Below are 21,674 nucleotides of genomic sequence, written 5' to 3'. Positions count from 1 at the left end.
AAAATGAAAGAACTGAAATCAACAATTTATTCCGCTATCCTCTTCATGCTAATGTTGGGTGTTGCGGCCTGCTCAGGTGGGAAAAAATCTGAAGAGGAAGAATCCGGACACGATCATTCTGAAATGACCGAAAGTGAGGATGGTCATGACCATGGTGAAGCATCAGGGGGTCATGATCATGGTAGTCATGGTAAGGCATCTATGGATGAAGGTGAAGGAAAAACATGGACACCATCCGGTAACGGCGAGGAGCTCATCCGATCTGACTTTCACTTCATAGCCGGGGCGATGGAAAATATAGCCCCTGAAGTAACAGAGGTTGCAAGCGACAATGTCTTGAAATTAACTGCAAACGGTCAACCAGTGGCGTTTGTATTTCATCAGTCGTATGGAAATATCGGAATGGCTGTCAGTTTAAATGCCAGCTCCTTTCAGGGAACCTATAAACTGATACACCATGCCAGTAATGCCCACAATCATGAATTTGTGGCGGTAAATGGAAACAATATGAAGCTGGGAAGGATCGTGCAGGGAGATGAAATGGTTTTTGACGAGTCAGAATTCGAATCGGATGAGGATTGGATCAACCTTCGTGTGTCAGCTGCCGGAACCCACTATAAAGGATACATCGGAAATAAGACAGTAACTCATGGTCATGGGGACAAGATGAAAAATGGATACGTAGGTATCATGCTAGACGGAACAGGTGAAATCCTGATCAAATCAATAGAAACTGTACCCCTTGAAGACGAATGAGTTTTAAATCAATTATGAATTAACCTATGATTTTGGGAAGCTATAGAAATGCAGTTTGCCCAATCATATCAACCAAAAACAAACATGAAATTTCAAAAAAAAATAATACTACCTGCAGTGCTTATTACATTCATTCTTAGCGCTTGCAATACTTCCACTGACCAGTACGGAAATGTGAACTTGTCGGAAGAAGAAACGAAGGTGAAAGAAGTAATAACTACATACAAGAATGGTATAGAAGCACTAAGCGTGGAAGGTTTAAATGAACTCTTCCTGAAAGACTCTGAAGTATTTGAATCGGGTGGTTCGGAAGGTTCATTTTCGCACTATTTAGATCATCATCTGGCACCAGAGTTAGAAGCTTTTGAGTCATTTGACTTCAATGATCATAAAATCAAAGTGAAAATTGATATGCCGTATGCCTTTACTACGGAGACTTATACCTTTAAAATCGTGGTGAAATCGGATGAACCTGAGGGCCAGGTAATTGAGCGTAAAGGAGTAGCTACATCGGTTTTGAAGTTTGAAAACGACCAATGGAAAATCATGAAGACACACTCTTCTTCCCGGGGGATGAGTAGTTCACATTGATGAATCATTTGCATAAATAACCGATCAAATGGGCGAGAAAAAAATATATCCTTTAGATGTACACAAAGCTCCATCTTTGAAAAAGAGCAAGCAGAGATTTTCTGATAGAAAAGATGAAGAAATTTGGCAAGCCTATTGTGCCGGAGATGATGAAGCATTCGTGTATATCTATAACGAATATGTCCACCGGTTATTTACATTTGGTGTCCAGTTTGCATCCAGGGCCATCGTTCTGGATGCAATTCAGGACCTTTTCTTGTACCTGAAGCAAAGGCAAGGTAAAGAACAACGTGTGGAAAAGATTAAGCCATACCTGTACAAGGCCTTGCATCGGACGCTTATGTCCATTCTCAAAAAAGAAACGCAACTAAAATCGTTTGAACCGTCGAATGACCCTCCTGCCAACTGGGCTATAAGCCTGACCAGTGATGTTAGGCTTATTGATGAAGAAAATACCAAGATCCAACGTGGAAGATTAACCAAGGCTCTTAATCAGCTATCTGAAAAGCAAAGACAAGCTATCATTCTTTACTACTATGAAGGGTTCACGTTTGAAGAGATCAAAGACATTATGAATGTGAGTGACAAAAGCTCTGCCAGAAAGTTAGTTGGGAGAGCACTGCATTCTATGCGCCATATATTCATTTAGTGTTTGTAAATAATTCGGAATAATGTTCTTTTTTTCATTAAATAGTTGAAGTAAGAATTTTTTTTCTTCAAAAAATGGACACTTTCATTTGGTTTATTCTACTAGATAGGTAGAAACGCATGAAAACCAATGAAATACCGTGACTACAGCGTAGTTGATTTTGTTACAGATGATTTTTTTGTTGCTTGGGTGAAGCACCCAAATGAAGAATCCTCTCTATTTTGGAATGAATACATTATCTCAAACCCTGGCCAACGTCAGGTTATTTCAGATGCCAGATCGCTTGTTTTATCCATTTCGTATGCGAAAGCAGAACCACTAACGTCAGATGAATATTTAGAGACCTTAGAAAATATAATTAAAGAGACCCCTCGATCTGGTTTTAGGTGGAGGAAGATTATGCTTCATGTAGCTGCCACAGTAGCTTTGATTGTTGCATTCACCTTGATATTACGTCCATTTAATGCAGCAGATACATCTCCTGCCAGAGAAAAAAGGATTTTAGTAACCAAAGAAAACCCACGTGGGCAAAAATCCATATCCATTCTTCCAGACGGTACTAAAATTCATCTGAATGCAGAAAGTGAATTAATCATTGATTCACTTTTTGGGCATAGTGAAAGAAAAGTTTATTTGACCGGCGAAGCTTATTTTGATGTCACAGAGAATAAGTCAAAACCATTTGTTATTTGGACTAAGGAATTAAAGACCACTGTCTTAGGTACCTCCTTCAATATCAGATCTTTTGAAGATGAAGGGGAAGCAAGTATAGTGGTTGTTAGCGGTAATGTAAAGGTATCACATTCCATGGGTGATTCTTACCAGCTTAGACCCTATGACCTTCTCAGGTATGAAAAAAAGAATAACCGGTTTAAAGCGGACAAAATCAATAACCTAACCAGTCATGTTGGTTGGAAGGACGGAATACTCACTTTTGAAAATGACACCTTTGATCAGGTGAAAGAGAAAATAGAAAGGTGGTATGACGTAACTATTCAGGCAGATTTTGGTCACGAAGCAGGAGGGCTGTATTCTGCCAGCTATGACAATAAATCGCTCATAAAAGTATTGGATGGTTGGAGTTATACCTCCGGATTTTCTTATAAAAAGAATAAAGACAATATCATAATATTAACCTTAAAACCCTAACGTGATGGATGCATATGATACAAGTTAAAAAGGAGTTCGTCATCCAATAAGGATGACGAACCAAAAAGGGATTGAGGCATACATCTCCGTCTGCAAACAAAAGATAGTCTACCTCAAAAACCCTGAGCATTGATAAAAACTATGTTTTACCAATAATTAAAAGTATGAACAAGTATATACTAAAACAAACGATAGAAATGTCAAAGACCATGTTTTATGCTTTACTCGTAAACTGTCTCCTTAGCATGACAGTCTATGCAGAAAAAGCTAATGGCCAGGTTAGTTTAAAAGAGATTCCGCTTTCAATTTCAAGTGATAACGTTGAATTGAAGGAAGTGTTCAATTTTCTAAATGAGAAAACAGGATTTTCTTTTTCTTACAATGACAGCAAGGTTGACTTAAAATCAAAAGTCAGCGTCCATATTGAAAATGGGTCATTGTTGGATGCTTTAACGTTGCTTTCACAGCAAAAGGCATTGAATTTCAAACGAATAGATAATAACATCCACGTACAGCGAGCAAAGAAAAAGTCTGAAGTTGGAGTTTTTGTGATAGAGTTGATTCCGGTTAGTGGAAGAGTCACTGACAGTGAGGGCAATGGCCTTCCCGGCGCAACAGTTGTTATAAAAGGTACAACCAATGGTACAACAACGGATATAGATGGAAACTTTAATCTTGAGGCCGAAGAGGGGGAGACATTGGTAATCAGCTATCTGGGTTTTGAAACAGTAGAAGTTGCAGTTGGTAATCAGCAAAATTACAACATCGTTTTAAACGAAGATGTGAGTAACCTTCAAGAGGTGGTAGTGACAGCTACAGGGGTACGAAGAAAGGTCGAAATTGGAAATAGCATTGCGCGACTTGATGTGGATGAGGATGTCAAAGTAAGACCAATAAGCAACGTGTCTGACTTGTTACAAGGACAAGCATCCGGTGTTCAAATCTTCGGAAGTGGCGGATCAGTGGGAATGGGTTCAAGAATAAGGGTTAGGGGATCAAATAGTGCCTCATTGTCCAATGAACCAGTTATTTACATTGATGGAGTGTTAATTAACAACCAGCCCAACTCCATTTCTTTTGAAACCGGAGGTCAGTCACCTTCCAGATTGAATGATATCAATCCGGAGGATATTGAGTCAATTGAGGTAATTAAAGGCCCATCTGCCGCTACACTATACGGATCAATAGCTGCCAATGGGGTGATAAGGATCACAACCAAGAAAGGAAAAAAAGGCAAACCGCGATGGACAGCCTACACGGAAAGAGGTTTTGTAGAGGATGTAGGTAATTACCCTGCAAACTACCAGGCTTATGATGCGAGCGGTAATCCCGGGTTTAATTTTGAAGCAGCGGAAGGTAGTTTTGTTCCTACAAGAGTAGAATCTTACCAGCCATTAAATGATTCTGAAACATCTCCGTTCAGAAAAGGCCAGTTGTTTGGGTTTGGTGCCAGTGTCTCAGGGGGTAGTGATGCCCTGACCTATTACCTATCAGGTAACGTAAGTGATAATGAGGGGGTACTTCCGGTAAATAATATCAAAAGGTTGAATTTTCGTGCAAACTTTGGTGCCAAAATTACCGAAAGCTTGCAGGCAAATTTCACTAGCGGATACACCAATAGCGACCTGGAACTTCCACTAAATGATAACTTTTCATTGGCCCTTATGGCACAAGGTCTCAATGGTACAGCTGATCCGGAAGTCAATGATGGATGGGGTGAATTTACGCCGGCAGAATTATTTACCATAGATACCAGACAAAGGATTAATCGATACACTACAGGCCTTAACTTAGAATGGACAAAAGTTGAAAACTTAAGGGTAAGACTTGCAGGGGGTATTGACTACACTAATCGATGGGATACCCAGTTTTTTCCGACCGGTAAAGCTCCGGATTTTCTTAACTATGATGAAGGAGCTCGATTTTCAAACAGGTTTAATGAGTTTGTGTACACCCTTGATGCGGTGGCCACCTATACGAATAAGCTGTCATCTAGTGTCGGCTTAAGATCCTCTGTTGGATTTCAATATCTTGGAAATCTATCCCAAGGGACATTAAGTACTGGACTTCAATTGGTTGCGGGGAGTAGCTCCATTGCCGGTGCAGCCACGACTTTTAGTACCGAGGAAACTATTGAACAAAGAACTGCCGGTGTTTTTATCGAAGAGCAGGTAAGTTTTAATGAGCGACTGTTTGTTACAGGTGCTATTCGTTCAGACAGAGGTAGTTCGTTTGGCTCAGCACTGGATGCGGTGGTTTACCCGAAGGTAAGTGCTTCGTGGGTTCTTTCTGATGAGTCTTTCTTCAATGTTAGTAACAATATAGTGAGTTCACTTAGGCTGAGAGGGGCTTGGGGAGCCTCGGGTGTACAACCAGGTACAAACGATGCACTAAGATTTTTCAATCCTATAGCTGCCACTGTAGATGGAGGAAGTGATGTGACAGGTGTTACGTTTGGAAGCGTGGGTAATGAAGACTTAAGGCCCGAAAGATCCAGGGAGATTGAGTTTGGATTTGATGCCGGACTTATTTCCAATAGAGTGGATCTTGAAGTAACTTATTTTAATAAGCAAACATCTGATGCACTTATTTTTAGACAACTTCCACAATCATTAGGAGTTGGAACAGGCCGATTTGAAAACCTTGGATCCGTTCAGAATAAGGGATTGGAAGTGTCTATGAATGCAAGAATATTTGAAGTAGGGAAAACAGCTTTTGACTTAAATTTTGTAGGTGCATTTTTGGACAATGAATTGAAGGAGCTTGGAGAGGGAATTGAACCAGTAATCTTTGGACAGCAACGACATGTTAAAGGTTATCCGCTGGGAGGTTATTGGGATGAGCCTTATACATTCAATGATGCCAATGGAGATGGGTTTATATCCCAAAGCGAAGTTCAAGCAGGGACAGAGGTTGTTTATTTGGGTTCCCCGTTCGCTACTACAGACGTCTCATTTATGCCTTCACTTAAATTTTTGGATGGACAATTGGAGTTGAGGGGCTTACTCAATTTCCGTGGAGGACAGAAACTTTATAACAACACAGGATCCTGGCGAAACGGAAACAACAATACCGATGAATTAAATGATCCAAATGCCTCATTGGCAAGTCAGGCCAGGGCAGTTGCTTCTAAATTTTTAGGTACAAATGCCGGATATATTGAGGATGCGTCTTTTTGGAGACTAAGAGAAATTTCACTTACCTATAGTCTACCGAAGACCCTTATTAGCAATGCAGGGTTAAGTCGGGCGAGTCTTACGCTATCTGGTCAAAACCTTGGAGTATGGACAGACTATTCGGGATTAGATCCTGAAATAAGCTCCGTTGGACAAGCCAACTTCACGACGGAAGAATTCCTAAGCCAGCCTCCCGTAAGGATGTGGAAGGCTCGCCTCAATCTGACATTTTAATTAATCTAAATGATACTATTATGACTAATTATAAAAGCAACAAAATGAAACGAGCGATTAGAAATAGCCTTGGGTTAATTGGGTTACTGACTATGCTGATTTTTGGCATATCGTCATGCGATTCGATGCTGGAGGTAACAGATCCTGATATTGTTACACCGGACAATTTGAATAGTGAGGCCGGGATTGCAACGTTAAGGGCAGGCTCTTTAGGAGATCTTGCAGTCGCCATTAGTGGTTCGGCGGCTGGACACGGAGCGACTACAGGACTTATTATCTTGAGTGGTCTTATGGCAGATGAATATGACTATAGCGGGACATTTCCAACCAGAAGAGAAGCTGATACCAGAATCGTTCAAAATACGAATTTTGATATAGACAGGGTATATGGAAACCTTCATCGCGCCAGGGCATCAGCTGAAGCTACAGTTGACCTTATTAATACTTTTGGGGGATTTGATAACACCAAAAGTGAGATGGAAAGTGTAGTAGGGTATGTTTATATCCTTTTTGCCGAAACCTATTGTTCTGGGATCTCATTTAGCAAAGCACCTGCAGATGGTGGTGATCTGATATTGGGAGAACCCCAAACAACAGATCAAATGTTTCAGGCTGCCATTAATTGGTTTGATGATGCAATTGCTGATGCCACACCTGGTTCTGACCTTGAGTATCTTGCAAGAGTGGGCAAAGCCAGGGCTTTATTAGGCTTGGGTCAAATCTCTGATGCAGCCGACGAAGTTTCATCAGTGCCTGATGATTTTGTGTACAATGTAGAACACTCTGAAAATAGCCTAAGGCAGCAAAATGGGGTGTATATCATGAGTACGGTAAGGAGGCAATTTTCAATTGCAGATGGAAAAGGAGGGAATGGGTTAATGTATAGAAGTAGCAACGATCCACGGACTCCATGGGAAGACAATGGAGCGTTTGGACAGGATGACATTACGCCATATTACAATCAACTTAAATATGATGATGCAAGTGATCCTATTGTTTTTGCCTCTGGTATCGAAGCAAGACTGATCGAAGCGGAAGCTGCCGCACAGGCAACTCAAAACGCGACGGTTGAGAGCATTCATACTGCACTGAGAGCGACGATCGGATTGCCGCCAGAAGACTTGTCTGGCATGACCCAGAATCAATTACTAAACTATCATTTTGCAGAACGAGCTTTTTGGTTGTACAGTACGGCTCATAGACAGGGTGATTTACGTCGATTGGTGAGGGTTTACGGCAGGTCTGTCTCAGATGTTTTTCCAACGGGTGACTACTTTAAAGGTGGATCGTATGATTCCAATGTAGTTTTCCCGGTTCCTCAGTCTGAGGCAAATAATCCAAACTATGTTGGTTGCCTTGATACTAACCCATAGTTTTTCATTTATAGTAGGTTTAACATTTTAAATGAAGCTTAAGGGGTCTTAATGACCCCTTTTGTTTTAATTTTTACTTAGGAATGGAAAAAAAAGTAATTCTCAACTCCCTTTCACATAGACCCATTGGACTCCTGTTTTTTTTCTCGGGAATGGCCGGTTTGGTAATGCAGGTAGTCTGGATGTACAAACTTGGGCTTGTTTTTGGTAATGCATCCTATGCCGCTGCAGCTACCCTAGCTTCTTTTTTTCTCGGGCTAGCCTTAGGTGGAAAATATTGGGGTAGCAGATCCTCAAAGGTGATACGTCCTCTCAGGCTTTATGGATTGCTGGAATTGGGAATAGCATTATCGGCCCTTTTGTTGATACCAGGACTGAAATTTTATGAAGACATCTATTCAGATGTGGTATTGCTGGCAGGTGACAGCAGGTCTTTGCTTACCCTCATCAAATTCTTCTTTTCCTTGCTTGTTCTATTCGTACCTACGGTACTAATGGGGGGTACTTTTCCGGTTTTATCACAGTTTATTGGCAGAACGCATTTAGCTTCCAGAGGTACTTTACTCTATACACTAAACACCCTCGGTGCAGCGATTGGTACTTTTTTGGCCGGCTTTTTTTTGTTCATCCAATTGGGGGTTCAAAACACCTACATCGTATCTATTTGCCTGGCCGGTATCATAGGCATCATGGCTATTATTCTTGACTTATATACGGAAGCTCCGCCATCCACTAACCAACCATCACAAGCTAACCCAAAGACAACTTCAGTCTTGAGCATTACACAGTTTCATATAATAGCGTTTGGCTCAGGAATGCTTGCTCTGACCGCCGAAACGGCATGGATCAAGATGTTTACACAGGTTTTGCAAAACTCAGTATATTCATTTTCGATTGTTTTAGTAGTATTCCTTTTATCCCTGGCAATAGGTGGGGCCTTTGCTCATTACCTGGTGAAACGATCCTTTAAAATTCAAAACATCATATTCTTTCTACTGCTATTTTCAATACTTTTAGTTGGTAGTACGCCCTGGGTTTTTGATTTTATGACCAATGGTCTCTCTTATGTTGGGATGACTGCTGCATGGACAGATTATCTGATTTCAATATTTTTTCTTAGTCTGGGGGTGATAGGCATTCCAGCCATTATACTCGGCACCTTATTTCCATACCTCATCAAATCAAACTCCATATTTAATCTGGTACCGGGAACATTCATTGGTAGGATGGTTTTTCTCAATTCACTCGGGAGTGCAGTTGGCCCCATATTGTTGGGGTTTGTGCTTATAGAATTGGTTGGCGTATGGATCTCCATTAAAGCAATCGCCATAGGGTATGGTGTTCTGCTTTTCTACTTTCTTAAGTCTTCCGGGATTGGCTACTCTTCAAGAAAGATCACCGTGTCAGCTTTTGCCACCGTTGCGGTCTTGTTTTTCAGCTCTCCACAGGTAGTTCGGTTATCGGACTCAGAGCAGTTGTTGGAAGTCTGGCAGTCTGTCGATGGTATTGTTTCTGTGGTAAAATCTTACAACAACATAGACATGAGATTAAACAATACCTACATTCTTGGCGATGCTCAGTCAGCACTGGTGGAGCAGATGCAAGCCAACATACCGTTGCTCATTCATCCGAAACCAGAGAAGGTACTTTTCCTCGGGATGGGTACGGGGATTACCGCCGGAGCTGCACTGAACCATGACGTAAAACACGTAGATGTAGCCGAAATTGTATCAGATGTGGTTCCTGCTTCAATGAATTTTTTTTCAGCTTGGACAAACAATCTGTATACCGATCATCGGGCGAAAATCATACATGATGACGCACGTAATCATTTATTGGGAACAAAGGAGAAATATGATGTGATCATTGGTGATTTGTTCTCTCCCTGGCATAGTGGAACGGGAAGTCTGTACACCTTGGAGCACTTTCAGATGGTTAGAAGTAAGCTGGATTCAGGTGGTCTGTTTGCACAATGGCTTCCCTTATACCAGCTTACTCAGGAAAGTTTTGAATCAATAGTGGCAACCTTCAGCAAGGTTTTCCCAACCACCACGTTTTGGCGTGCAGACTTTTCAAATGACAAACCAAGCATTGCCTTGATAGGTCAAAGGACAAATGCCAGGCTTAGAAATGAGGTGCTTTTAAAAAATATAGAAAATGTATTGAGTGATGAAAAAAGTACAGCACTTCATATGGCTGGACTTTTTTATCTGGGCAACATTGAAGCCATTCGTACCAGCATCCAAAATGCACCAATAAATACAGATGATAAACGGGCAATAGAATTCATGGCACCAATTGCCACCCAGCAAGCGAACGCTGGAAAGGCAACCTTTCTGACTGGGCCAATGCAAGCGCAACTTTATCATAACCTAAGGAAGGTACTCCCAAATAAAGATCCATATCTCGTAAACATGCCTGCGCAAGAACTTTCATACATTGAGGTTGGTCATTTGTATTTCAATTATTTACTGCTACAAAATGAAGATGTAGAAAAAGCAGACTCGATCCTAATGGAGATTAGAACTTTAGCTCCGGATTTTTTGTAGAACAGACATTCAGTCCTATGTTTTGCTTCAATTTATTCTTAAACCCAAGATATTTCCTTGGGATAGTACATGCCCATTGTTTAAGTATCATGCAAATGGTTGATAAAAATCAGGTTCTTTCTTAAATTGATTCTCGTTATTTGTAACATCCCAAGGAGGAGAGTAATATTATCATGTTCATAAAAAAACTACATAGTAACCGACAGAAACTAGCCACATACGTGCTAGCTGTTTTTTCTGTTGTCTTTGTATGTGATTTTTTATGCGACTTTGGCGTCATTAATAACGCCCATACACACCAAAGCAATGGACACCATGATCACGGTGTAGCAATTGAAGAGCCTCATAACCACCATGCTCACGATCATGACGCTACACCTCCTGTGGATAAATCCCATGATCATGAGAAGGCTTCAGATGAAGACTGCTGCGAAGAAGAGACCAGTCAATTTTACGCAAGTCTAGTCAAACATGAGTTACCCGTATTTGACTTAGATAAGATTGTGGTAACGCTAGACCTACCTTGGAGCCCAATCTACGATACGCACTATACATATAAAGAAACAAACCCTCATACACTTAATAACGCGCTTTCACCACCGGTAGCGGGACTTTACGCGTACATTCTTTTCCAATCATTCCTCTGTTAGACCGGCAATATTGATTTCTGCGGGCAAATCCTCATTTGTGCCTGCCTCGAATTTTTCCTTTAACGAAAATCAATATTGTAATGAAAACTTTCACCATACAAATAAAAAACATGGTATGCTCGCGATGCATCCATGTAGTAAAACAGATTTTAGCAGAGCTTGAAATCAAATACTTAGAAGTCGAATTAGGCTATGCGGTCATAGCGGCTGACCAGCCTTTAGACCTGGATACGGTAAATCAAAAATTGGAAACACTGGATCTGGGACTCGTCAGAGATCAAAATGAAGTTTTGGTCACAGAAATAGATAAGGCCATTCATGATTATTTGGAAAATATTAGTCTTTTGAGTCAAAAGCGCAAGTTATCCGAATACATAGCCCTGGAGCTTGGTCGTAATTACCATCAGTTGAGCAAGATTTATAGTCAATTCAAAGGTGAAACCATAGAACAATGCTTTATTGCATTTCGAACAAATAAAGTAAAAGAACTAATTAAGCAAGGCAAACTAAATCTTAGCCAGATAGCTGTGAATGTGGGTTATAGTAGCATTCACTATCTTTCCGGCCAGTTTAAAAAGTATACCGGCATATCCTTGTCCCAATACAAAAGGGAATGGGAAGCATCTTTGACAAATTCCGGCAATGGGAAGGAGCCTTTTGTAAAAAAACCAGAGAAGAAAAATTGCGACTGTGGTTGTGAAGATTGCAATTGTGGTAGAAAAAATGGTTCTTCTAGCATAAGAAAAACATCTAGTAGATCATCCTCAGGAAATAGCAAAAAGGATTTATCGATGACTTCCTGGCTGACTTCAGTGGAAAATTTCAGTAAGTACAGCATTCACGTGTCTAGATAGTTGAGATGAAAAATATACAGTCGGGTTTAGAGAAATTCAATTCTTTAAAAGGATATTTTTTGTCTGATAAAAAGGCTTTGGCATATATCAAGCAAAACGTTGGAGCATGGGACATGGACACCCTGAATGGTAAGATAGGTGTGTTAGGATTAAGGCGATTAGTCCCGGATTATCAATACAACTATTTCCTAAATAGTATGGCTGACAGTGATGTGAAAAATGCGGTCAGAGACGCAGATCTCAATATTTTTAAAATACTCGTTCATGACCTTTCTTACCTGGATCGTGCCAAATTCATTACCTCTACCTTTCTATGTGCACATGCCCCGGATCATTTCCCCATATGGGATGAAAGAAAAGCGCTTATTTCCGGGTGGCAAAAAAGGAAAAATAATTTTTCCTATGAAACCCTCAAGGGTAAAATAGATCTTTTTAAGGAAGAGAATGGAATCAATAGCCTGGATTATTTCTATTTTAACAAGCTACTCTGGTACTGTGAGTAGCGAGTTAAATTTTACTGAGTATGTAGAATCTCTTAAATCATACCCAGAATTTGATAAACAGGGGTGGGCAACAAAACCTAAGATTGCATAAAATCTTATTTCCGATACACAACTTTCTACCGTGTTATTTATATCCTCCCAAAAATATTTTCTGGCTTGCCTGGTGAGTGTGGTTTTCATTTTAGTTGCCTATCACCCTGTAAAAGGGCAAGAGTACTATACCAGTTCCACTGGAAGGGCAAATATCTATTTTGTTGTTTCAGGTGAAATAGCATCAGCCTCAACAGATAAAGTGGAGATTATATACAATAAAAAGAAAGAAACCATTTGGATCACTTTCCCGGTCCGGTCATTTGTAGCAGAAGATAAAAAGCTAACAAAAAAACTCTTTAAGAAAAACAAAGCAGAGTTTGTAATAAGAGGAAATGTATCCAAGAAAAACATTCAAAATGCTGGTACGGACTTCCTCCAGTTTGCTTTTATTGGCCGAATATTTAACAACAATGTGGGAGGGCCTGTCAGAGCAGCAGGTCGCTTTGATTTTTCGCCTGCAAATGAGGCCAAAGGATATGAATTTACCTTATCCACAGGTATAGAACCTAAATGGTTTGGTGAACCGTTTGACGAAATGGTAGGGTATCCTATAGTGAATATTCATATCATTACTACTCTGCTCAACCCTATTATTAAGCAAGAAGAAACTTCCAATAATTAGCCCTCTGAGGCTTTTAGTGGTTAAAAGCCAGCCATTTCATCCTTACATAATTCCTTAAATCATAATCATAATAAGGTAAATGATAGGGCCATTTAAAAGTTAAGTTTACTGAAGATGTTGGATAGGTTTAGCGGTATTGATATCAAGAGTTCACCAGATGAACTTATGCACTAGTTTCGATAACTGGACTCCAATTTCTTGAATGTTTAACAAAATAATTAGTCATGAAAAATTTAGCAAAAATAATTTCAGTTGTCTTTATCGCATTAGTATTGGAATCTTGTGACGATGACAAGGTTGAGGCCGGTGACCCTGTAGTAAAAGATAATGTATCATTTGCTTTGGATATCCAGCCAATATTGACAGCTGAATGTGCAACCTGTCATAATCCAACAGAAGTCGAACCGGATTTTCGGGAGGGTCTTGCTTATGCGTCAATAGAAGAACTCATCGATGAAGGAGATGTCATACCCGGTAATGCAGAGGAAAGCGAGCTGGTAGAAATGCTGGAATTTCGCAGTGAAGATGGAAATAGCATGCCTCCTGCCGGCCCTTTAACACCCACGGAAATTGCACTCATCAAGAAATGGATTGATGAAGGGGTAAAGGACAACTAACCATTTTAATAGCTAATTACTAGTCACATCAATTTTACTATTCACATTAAGTATATGAAAAACACTACCTTACTTCTCTTGCTGTTTTGCTTTATGACTTTTACAATAGCGGCTCAGGAGGCTGATTCCATTCAGTCAAAAAAAGTAGATAAACCGGAGCGTGCAGCTTTCCAAAGCGGTTGGTTGATTGACAATCCTACAGGATTGATAAATTCAAAAGGTACCTTTCAATTCGACATCCAGCACCGGTTTGGGGTCATAGAAAGTGGAAATCGCGACCTTTTGGGGATGTGGGGGCCATCCAACATTCGTTTGGCACTAAGCTATGCCATATCAAACCGAATAACCCTGGGATTCGGGACGTTGAAAGATAGCCGTATGCAGGACTTCAACCTAAAAGCCGGCCTGCTACAGCAGACCCGTTCCGGTAGTGTACCGGTAAGTCTCGCTTACTATGGAAATATAGCTATAGATGCACGGGAATCAGAGTTTTTCCCCAAGTCATCCAATCGGTATTCCTACTTTAGTCAATTAATCATTACCCGTAGGTTTAATAGAATTGTCTCTATGCAAATTGCTCCCAGCTACTCTCATTACAACCTGGTTTCCCCAGAACTTGATAATAGTCAGTTTGCGGTAGCTCTGGGAGGCAAAGTCAGTATCAGCGACAAAACAGCTATCCTCATTGATTATAGCCAGCCATTAAGTCAAAACACTGACAACCCGGGCCTTTCGCTGGGTATAGAAATGTCCACGGGACTTCATGCATTTCAGGTCTTTGTTGGTAATTACAACGGGATTTTACCGCAAAGAAACTATATACTGAATGAGAACAGGCTCTCCGAAAACCAATTCTTGATCGGGTTCAACATCAATAGACTTTGGAATTTTTAACCTGATAGCAATTATGGATGCGGATAAAAAAAACAGCCTTTTTACAAGAAGGATTTTTCTGGGGAGTAGTTTGTTACTCCCTTTTCTTGGTATGGCCAAAACACCAGTGTTAAACGAAATTGATAGCCCAAAAAATAACCCGGATGAAGACGATGACGAATTTACAACCATGCTTACAGCTAAAGGAGGCGTGGTTAGGGTAAAGAAGAGTACTTTGAAAAACGCAAAAGTCGTAAAACAGAAAATGTCAAATAAATCACTTTTGCACTGGCTGAAACTCAAAGATAAAGGATGAAGAAGTGATCATGGAAAACAATAAAAATGACAAAACAAGAAGGGGTTTCCTTGATAAAGGGGTAAAGGTTGGAGCACTGGCGGCTTTGGGAAGTCTTGCCTTTGCCAAAGTATTTGGTATCAGAGTAGCAGAAGATAGTACTGAAGGTGAAATGATGGAACTCATGTCCCCGGATGGAACCTTGGTTCAGGTACCTGCATCAGAAGTGCAGGGTGTGGAAGAAAAGAAAACCGATTACGACCCGAGGGAAGGATTCGTCAACCGCAAGTTCGTCATGGTGGTGGACCTTGCCAAATGCCGTAATGCCAAAAAATGTCAGAGTTCCTGCAACAAGAATCATTATATCACTGGCGAAAATGCATGGATTAAGATCTATAAAATGCAGGAAACGGAGAAGACCGCACCTTACTGGCAACCAACCCTGTGCCAGCATTGCGACCAGCCTCCGTGTGTCAAAGTCTGTCCTGTGGATGCTACATTCAAGAGACGTGACGGTATTGTATTGATAGATAACAACCGCTGCATTGGTTGCAGGTTTTGTATGGCCGCCTGCCCTTATTCGGTAAGGATATTTAACTGGTCCGACCCCTGGCAGGGAGAAACGGCCGAAAACAAAGAATATGACCCTGACCATGCCGGTGTGCCAAGTCAGCAAGGCACGGTCGATAAATGTGATTTCTGCCCGCACATGATTGATAAAGGGGAATTGCCGCATTGTGTGAGTGCATGCCCCAATGATGTATTCAGCTTTGGTGATATGTATGAAGATACGGTCACCAACGGAAGCGGTCAGTCTTTTCAACTTAGCAAATTATTAAAGGATCGTGCTGGCTACAGGTTAATGGAAAGCCTTGGAACGGAACCCAGTGTTTATTATTTGCCACCATCCAACAGGGTTGTTGACTTTGAAGAGGGACTTAGCAACTACACAGAGTTTGAGTCAGTAGAGAAACCAGGGACACCATGAGTCAGGAATACGACCAGTTAATACAGGACCTGTCCCCAAAAAAATTTGGGCCAAAGGGCAAAGTTTGGATGGCTTTTCTTATCGTGGTTATACTGATAGGGTTCTATAGCTATATTCAGCAACTCGATCAGGGATTGGTAATAACAGGCATGAGGGATTACGCCTTGTGGGGGGTTTATATATCAAACTTTGTGTTTTTTGTAGCTATCAGCCTTGTAGGGTCATTGGTTACGGCCATCCTACGATTATCAGGTGTACAGTGGAGTACGCCAATCACCAGAATTGCAGAAATTATTGCCGTTGCGGCCATTATCATGGCCGGGCTTACGATCATTATAGATATGGGAAGGCCGGATAGAATGCTAAACCTTTTTATACATGGAAGGCTTCAGTCTCCTATTATCTGGGATGTCATCGTTATTACTACCTATCTCTTTATCAGTATCCTGCTGCTGTACTATCCGCTGCTGCCGGATTTTAGTATTCTGAAAAAGCATTTCAACGGGAGTGCAAAACTCAGGAATTGGTACAGCAGATTATCCCTTAATTGGAGTGGCACTAGTAAACAACATCAGATCTACACCAGGTCTATTAAGGTACTCTCAGTGATGATTATACCTGTAGCTTTTGCCATCCATACCGTTACTGCATGGTTGTTTGAAACCACCTATCGACCGGGCTGGGACAGTACCAATTTTGGACCCTACTTTATAGCCGGTGCATTTGTGGCCGGTGCAGGAGCGGTTGTAGCCGTTATGTTTGTGCTGCGCAAAACTTATGGATTGGAACATTACATTACAGACGAACATTTTGATAAAATGGGGAAAATATTGGTCTTATTATGTCTCCTCTACCTTTACTTCAATATCAACGAATACCTTATACCTACATATAAATCTACGGAAGAAGAAGCCACACACTTGCACAGCCTGTTTACAGGGGAATATGCTATTTTGTTTTGGACAGCCATTATAGGTGGGCTGGTACTTCCGGTTTTGGTTCTACTCTTCCCCAAAGGAAGAAAACCACTCCCTTTATTCGTGGTAGCACTTGCAATAGTCATAGGTGCCTGGTGGAAACGATATATAATAGTTATCCCTACATTGAGTCACCCTTTTCTTCCTATTCAAGGGGTGCCTGAATCATGGCGTCACTATTCCCCTACCTGGATGGAATGGTCTATTACATTTGCAACTTTAGCTGCAGCGCTACTGATCATTACACTGCTGGTTCGGTATTTGCCCATTGTGCCCATACAGGAAACAGCGGAAGAGAGAGGATTGATTCATACTGCACAAACAAACCAACAATCATGAGGTACAGATCAAAACCCCGATCCTTATTTCTTGTGTTTCTCCTGCTGATTGCAAGCGTTACGGTGTATTCTCAAGATAAAAAGTACAGGGCTAGGGTTTCCTTAGAGCACGTAAAAATAATGAATGAACAATCCTATATCGGCATTTCGGCTAAGTTTAAAGGAGAAGATGGATTTGAGCCGGCCAGCGATCTTGAATTCAACGTCTATCGGCAGGTGAATGAAGACTCGCTGGTGGTATTAGGAAAAGCAAGATCAAATTCGGAGGGCAAAGCAAAATTCACCTTAAAGGAGACAATGAAGCAATCGGATACCAGCGGAATTTATACCTACACCGTGGCTATAGAGGACAATGAAAAATTCAGGGATACCGACAAGTCCATTAGTTTTTCGGAGGCGAATCTAACTGTAGATGTTGTTACAATTGATAGTACCTATCACATAACAGCGGTCCTTACAGATGCCTCTGGCAATGCGCTGCAGGGGGAGTTTCTTAAAGTAGGCTTAAAGCGTCTCTACGGAAACCTGACGATAGGTGAAGACAATAACGAGACAGACGAAAACGGAGCTATCCTCGTGCCTGTCAGGGATGAAATGCCAGGCGTTGAAGGCAATTTGACTTTTGAAGTATCATTAAATGAAAGTGATACTTATGGTACAATAAAGGCACTCATAAGTGCGCCCATAGGAGTTGCTATAGAGGAAGAATCATCCTTTGATCAAAGGACAATGTGGTCTCCTCCTAATAAGACCCCCCTTTACCTCTTAATTTTTCCGAACCTCATGATCCTGGGTGTATGGGTACCCCTTTTACTTTTAATGTTTAATTTATATAGAATTTCAAAATCTTAAAACTGATATAGATATGAAAAAGCAATCAATATTGATCATCACATTAGCTCTTTCAATGGTTCTTTACTCTTTTGTGCAGCCGGAGCAATCTACAGACTGGGAGGTACCTGAGTCGGCAAAAAAAGTTAAAAACCCTACGGATGTGCTTGACAAGGAAAACCTGGCTATTGGCAAATCCCTGTACTCAAAATACTGCCAATCATGCCATGGCAAGGAAGGATTTGGAGATGGATCTAAAGCCAGTGAACTGAAAGGTGATTTGGGAGATTTTTCATCTGAAGAATTCCAGGAACAAACAGATGGAGCATTATTTTACAAAATAACAACGGGACGGGAAGACATGCCCAGTTTTGAAAAGAAAATTGTAGATCCTGAGGACAGGTGGTTGATAGTCAACTATGTTAGACAATTAAGTGAGTAAGTAACAAAACCTTCTGGAGAACAATGGATGAAGAAAGAAAAATATCTAGAGCCGCTATGGCGGATCAGTTCATTGAATTAGCTAATGATTTTACCAAGACTGAGTCTAAAGAAAGAGTCGGAGCTGCTATTATGTTTGCTGCTGCCAGGTACAATGCATTTGAAGCCTCTTCTAAGGCTGATGACTTAAATAAAATGAGAGAAGATGCACTTAAATGGTACAGCGATGAATATAAAAAGATGCTGAATGCAAATATTGATGAAATAGTTGGAATGCATTCTTAATCGAGGATTGTGGTGATTATAAAGACGAAGCTAAATATGGCAAGCAGAATACTATGTTTTTCGATACTTCTGATATTTTGTAGCGTTGCGGCTGCACAAAAAACCTACATGACCAGGCAAGGTTTTATGGTAATTAAAACCTATGAAGGAGATTCGTTAAAAAATTACCGATTCAATAATATCATTGTATTACTGGATTATGAAAAAGCGACTGTGGATTTGAGTTTTAAACTGGACGATAGCCTGGAAGATATTGTCCCAACCAACCGTTTCTTTTCAGATCATGATGCAAAAATTACCACCCGGCTCTCCATACCCAAGATCGAAACACAACCCCACCCGGACTGGAACTTTTCTACAAAAGGCGAATTATACTATGATGAAAAAGTATACTATATGTCGGGTAATGGTGAGTTGCGCCATCATGACGGGAGTGAAACATTAGCCTGTTACTTGATGCTGAAGTTACAACCCATTGATGGGGTAGAGTTGATAATGAACCCCTTCGGGAAAGTACAAGAGTTGCACCTGTTCCAGGCAGTACTTAATCATGTCATCCTTGATGATGCCGGGATAAATGATTTTTAGCTGAACCACCAGAATCATGATGGCAAAACATTCAGGGGAAAGAAGTATTCTGATGAGAAGCTTGTACTACTATACTCCTTGCAGAGTGGTAATGCAGGACTAATCATTCAATCTGTTTTGCCAATAACTACCGGAAGAATCCGCTAAAAGTACGCAACTTCTAATCAACTCAGACTAGGAAATGTTTTGCTCATCTCTTTTAACATGAGTGAATACAGCCCATAATATTGATGAATTACAGGCACTCCAATGACTTAAATCATTGTTTCAGCATTTCATAAAAATCACTCAAAATTTGATAAATATCCACCTTATAACCCTCGTATCTTCACCTTATAAATATCAGATTATAAGAGTCTGAGCAAAAAAAAATATTTGATATGGCCCTATATATACGAGTAGTCTTATTGCTTTTTATTACCAACAGTGCTTATGCTCAGTTGCACTTTCACCCTGAAAGAAGTTCCATGAAAATAACCGGAACTTCTTCTCTGCATGACTGGGAGATGACAGTCAATGAATTTAATGTGACCGGAGTAATTACTCACACGCAAGTTCAGAATCTTAAAGCAACCATTAAAGCCAAGTCTATGGAAAGCGGAAAGTCTATCATGGACGACAAAGCTTACGATGCTGTACAAGCCGACGACTATCCTGAAATTATTTTCTCTGCCAAGACTTTACAGATCAGTGGGAATAGTATTGTGGGGAAAGGGAATTTGGTTATTGGAGGAGAATCAAGAGTAATAGACCTGGATGCTGAAATTGTCAAAAATGGCGCGGAAATGCAGCTACAAGGCAAAGTCCCACTTAAAATGAGCGATTTTGACATAACCCCACCAACTGCCATGTTTGGTACGCTTAAAACTGGTGATGAGGTGGTGATACACTATGACATTTTTTTAACTAAATAATTATTCATTTATAAATAACCTGAACTATGAAAACTTCATTTTTTAAACACATAGTAGCGACCCTGATGCTGTTTGGAACGGTAGCAGTCTACGCCCAGTTTCCCTCAATCCAGTACTACAGGTACAACGATAAGAGAGGCGTCAATGTCTTCGAAACAAGTAAAGAAGACACAGTAAAATACGACGGATTAAAACTCCGTGTTGGTGGTGACTTTTCTTTCATGTTCCAGGGAATTTCTCAAGAGAATGACTTGGTAGGAGACACATTGGTAGAGCTTTCAAATAATTTTTCTTTACCAACAGCAAACCTGAACTTTGACGTTCAGCTAGCTGACGGTGTTCGTATGCACTTGAGAACTTATTTATCTTCCAGAAACCATACAGAAGCCTATGTAAAAGGGGGGTATCTCCAAATGGATAAACTGGATTTCATAAGCCCTGGATTCCTTGGCGGATTTATGAAAATGGCCACCATTAAAGTGGGTATGGATGAAATCAACTACGGTGATACTCACTTTAGACGCTCTGATAATGCTAGGGCAATTTATAATCCATTTGCAGGAAACTACATCATGGATTCTTTTACAACTGAGCCATTCTTGGAAGTTACTATTCAAAACAATGGAATTATTGGTCTCGTGGGGATGTCAAATGGACGCTTAAATCAAAAGCCGACTGCAGGAGATGATGGTCGTGTGTTTTATGCCAAACTGGGCTATGATAAGCAAATGAATGATGATCTAAGGTTCAGACTGACAGGGTCTTTATACAGCAGTAGTGATAAAGGTACGAGAGATTATCTCTACAATGGTGATAGGGCAGGTGCTAGATACTATAATGTATTAGAAGGAATCAATGATGGTGGTAGTGCCTTCTTACCAAGGTTGAATCCTGGTTTTGCTTACCACACGGCATTCCAAATCAACCCATTTGTTAAATATAGTGGTCTTGAATTCTTTGGTGTGTTTGAAAAAACATCTAATGGTGATGACGCAACGGGTGGAAGCTTCACACAATTAGGCGCAGAGCTACTCTACAGATTTGGAACTACAGAACAACTTTACGTTGGAGGTAGATATAACTCTGTGACAGGTGAGTTTGCAGATGGACTGCCAGCAAGTGATGTAAACAGGTTAAATCTTGGTTTTGGATGGTTTATGACACAAAACATTGCAACTAAATTGGAATATGTCACTCATAAGTATGAAGGTGACGGTTGGAATGGAACTAGGTTTCAGGGAGCTAAGTTCGACGGAATTGTGATCGAGGCGACAATCGGTTTTTAAGAAATTAGTAGTTAGTAGTGATGTAGGTTGTTAAAGGACTTA

21 protein-coding genes are annotated in these 21,674 nt (G+C 40.6%); all 21 read left to right on the top strand.

Annotation, left to right across the window (positions count from 1 at the left end; translation table 11 throughout):
* The first annotated feature begins 3 nt into the window (after positions 1–3).
* Entirely contained in the window at positions 4–756 is a 753-nt protein-coding gene (locus tag RLN88_RS16680; protein WP_350222553.1) for a hypothetical protein, read from the top strand.
* A gap of 84 nt (positions 757–840) precedes the next feature.
* On the top strand, positions 841–1,347 hold the full coding sequence (locus RLN88_RS16675; protein WP_350204896.1) for a nuclear transport factor 2 family protein: 507 nt from the start codon (positions 841–843) through the stop codon (positions 1,345–1,347).
* A 28-nt stretch (positions 1,348–1,375) separates the two neighbouring features.
* The gene (locus tag RLN88_RS16670) at positions 1,376–1,996 is read left to right on the top strand and encodes an RNA polymerase sigma factor (RefSeq protein ID WP_350222552.1); all 621 of its coding nucleotides are present in this window, start codon (positions 1,376–1,378) and stop codon (positions 1,994–1,996) included.
* A 129-nt stretch (positions 1,997–2,125) separates the two neighbouring features.
* Positions 2,126–3,145, top strand: coding sequence for a FecR family protein (locus RLN88_RS16665; protein ID WP_350222551.1), 1,020 nt, complete (start codon positions 2,126–2,128; stop codon positions 3,143–3,145).
* Between the two features lie 164 nt (positions 3,146–3,309).
* Positions 3,310–6,555 carry a SusC/RagA family TonB-linked outer membrane protein gene (locus RLN88_RS16660; protein ID WP_350222550.1) on the top strand — a complete coding sequence of 1,082 codons (3,246 nt, stop codon included), beginning with the start codon at positions 3,310–3,312 and terminating at the stop codon, positions 6,553–6,555.
* 20 nt (positions 6,556–6,575) lie between these two features.
* Positions 6,576–7,928: a hypothetical protein gene (locus RLN88_RS16655; protein ID WP_350217950.1), complete on the top strand. Its 1,353-nt coding sequence runs from the start codon at positions 6,576–6,578 to the stop codon at positions 7,926–7,928.
* An 83-nt stretch (positions 7,929–8,011) separates the two neighbouring features.
* The gene (locus RLN88_RS16650) at positions 8,012–10,477 is read left to right on the top strand and encodes a fused MFS/spermidine synthase (protein WP_350222549.1); all 2,466 of its coding nucleotides are present in this window, start codon (positions 8,012–8,014) and stop codon (positions 10,475–10,477) included.
* A 730-nt stretch (positions 10,478–11,207) separates the two neighbouring features.
* Positions 11,208–11,981 (top strand): helix-turn-helix domain-containing protein, encoded by a 774-nt coding sequence (locus tag RLN88_RS16645; protein WP_350222548.1) that lies wholly within the window; start codon positions 11,208–11,210, stop codon positions 11,979–11,981.
* Positions 11,982–11,986: 5 nt separating this feature from the next.
* Positions 11,987–12,484, top strand: coding sequence for a hypothetical protein (locus RLN88_RS16640; RefSeq protein WP_350222547.1), 498 nt, complete (start codon positions 11,987–11,989; stop codon positions 12,482–12,484).
* A gap of 121 nt (positions 12,485–12,605) precedes the next feature.
* Entirely contained in the window at positions 12,606–13,199 is a 594-nt protein-coding gene (locus RLN88_RS16635; RefSeq protein WP_350222546.1) for a hypothetical protein, read from the top strand.
* Positions 13,200–13,423: 224 nt separating this feature from the next.
* A complete protein-coding gene (locus tag RLN88_RS16630) occupies positions 13,424–13,816 on the top strand; it encodes a c-type cytochrome domain-containing protein (RefSeq protein WP_350222545.1) in 393 nt (130 codons plus the stop codon).
* A gap of 54 nt (positions 13,817–13,870) precedes the next feature.
* The gene (locus RLN88_RS16625; protein ID WP_350222544.1) at positions 13,871–14,710 is read left to right on the top strand and encodes a DUF5777 family beta-barrel protein; all 840 of its coding nucleotides are present in this window, start codon (positions 13,871–13,873) and stop codon (positions 14,708–14,710) included.
* 13 nt (positions 14,711–14,723) lie between these two features.
* On the top strand, positions 14,724–15,005 hold the full coding sequence (locus RLN88_RS16620) for a hypothetical protein (protein ID WP_350222543.1): 282 nt from the start codon (positions 14,724–14,726) through the stop codon (positions 15,003–15,005).
* 10 nt (positions 15,006–15,015) lie between these two features.
* Complete coding sequence (locus RLN88_RS16615; protein WP_350222542.1) at positions 15,016–15,972, top strand: 4Fe-4S dicluster domain-containing protein; 957 nt, start codon at positions 15,016–15,018, stop codon at positions 15,970–15,972.
* Complete coding sequence (gene nrfD, locus RLN88_RS16610; protein ID WP_350222541.1) at positions 15,969–17,288, top strand: NrfD/PsrC family molybdoenzyme membrane anchor subunit; 1,320 nt, start codon at positions 15,969–15,971, stop codon at positions 17,286–17,288. The genes RLN88_RS16615 and nrfD overlap by 4 nt, the downstream gene beginning before the upstream one ends.
* Positions 17,285–18,139 carry a hypothetical protein gene (locus tag RLN88_RS16605; protein WP_350222540.1) on the top strand — a complete coding sequence of 285 codons (855 nt, stop codon included), beginning with the start codon at positions 17,285–17,287 and terminating at the stop codon, positions 18,137–18,139. Before nrfD ends, RLN88_RS16605 begins: the two co-directional genes overlap by 4 nt.
* Before the next feature lie 13 nt (positions 18,140–18,152).
* Positions 18,153–18,560, top strand: a complete 408-nt coding sequence (locus tag RLN88_RS16600) for a c-type cytochrome (RefSeq protein WP_350222539.1) — start codon at positions 18,153–18,155, stop codon at positions 18,558–18,560.
* A gap of 23 nt (positions 18,561–18,583) precedes the next feature.
* A complete protein-coding gene (locus tag RLN88_RS16595; protein WP_350222538.1) occupies positions 18,584–18,844 on the top strand; it encodes a DUF3144 domain-containing protein in 261 nt (86 codons plus the stop codon).
* 108 nt (positions 18,845–18,952) lie between these two features.
* On the top strand, positions 18,953–19,432 hold the full coding sequence (locus RLN88_RS16590; protein ID WP_350222537.1) for a hypothetical protein: 480 nt from the start codon (positions 18,953–18,955) through the stop codon (positions 19,430–19,432).
* Between the two features lie 380 nt (positions 19,433–19,812).
* Positions 19,813–20,346 carry a YceI family protein gene (locus RLN88_RS16585; RefSeq protein WP_350222536.1) on the top strand — a complete coding sequence of 178 codons (534 nt, stop codon included), beginning with the start codon at positions 19,813–19,815 and terminating at the stop codon, positions 20,344–20,346.
* 26 nt (positions 20,347–20,372) lie between these two features.
* Positions 20,373–21,632 carry a hypothetical protein gene (locus RLN88_RS16580; protein WP_350222535.1) on the top strand — a complete coding sequence of 420 codons (1,260 nt, stop codon included), beginning with the start codon at positions 20,373–20,375 and terminating at the stop codon, positions 21,630–21,632.
* The last annotated feature ends 42 nt before the right edge of the window (positions 21,633–21,674 follow it).

The organism is Ekhidna sp. (assembly GCF_040223195.1).
Taxonomy (GTDB): Bacteria; Bacteroidota; Bacteroidia; order Cytophagales; family Cyclobacteriaceae; genus Ekhidna.
This window is presented reverse-complemented; position numbering and strand designations above follow the sequence as displayed.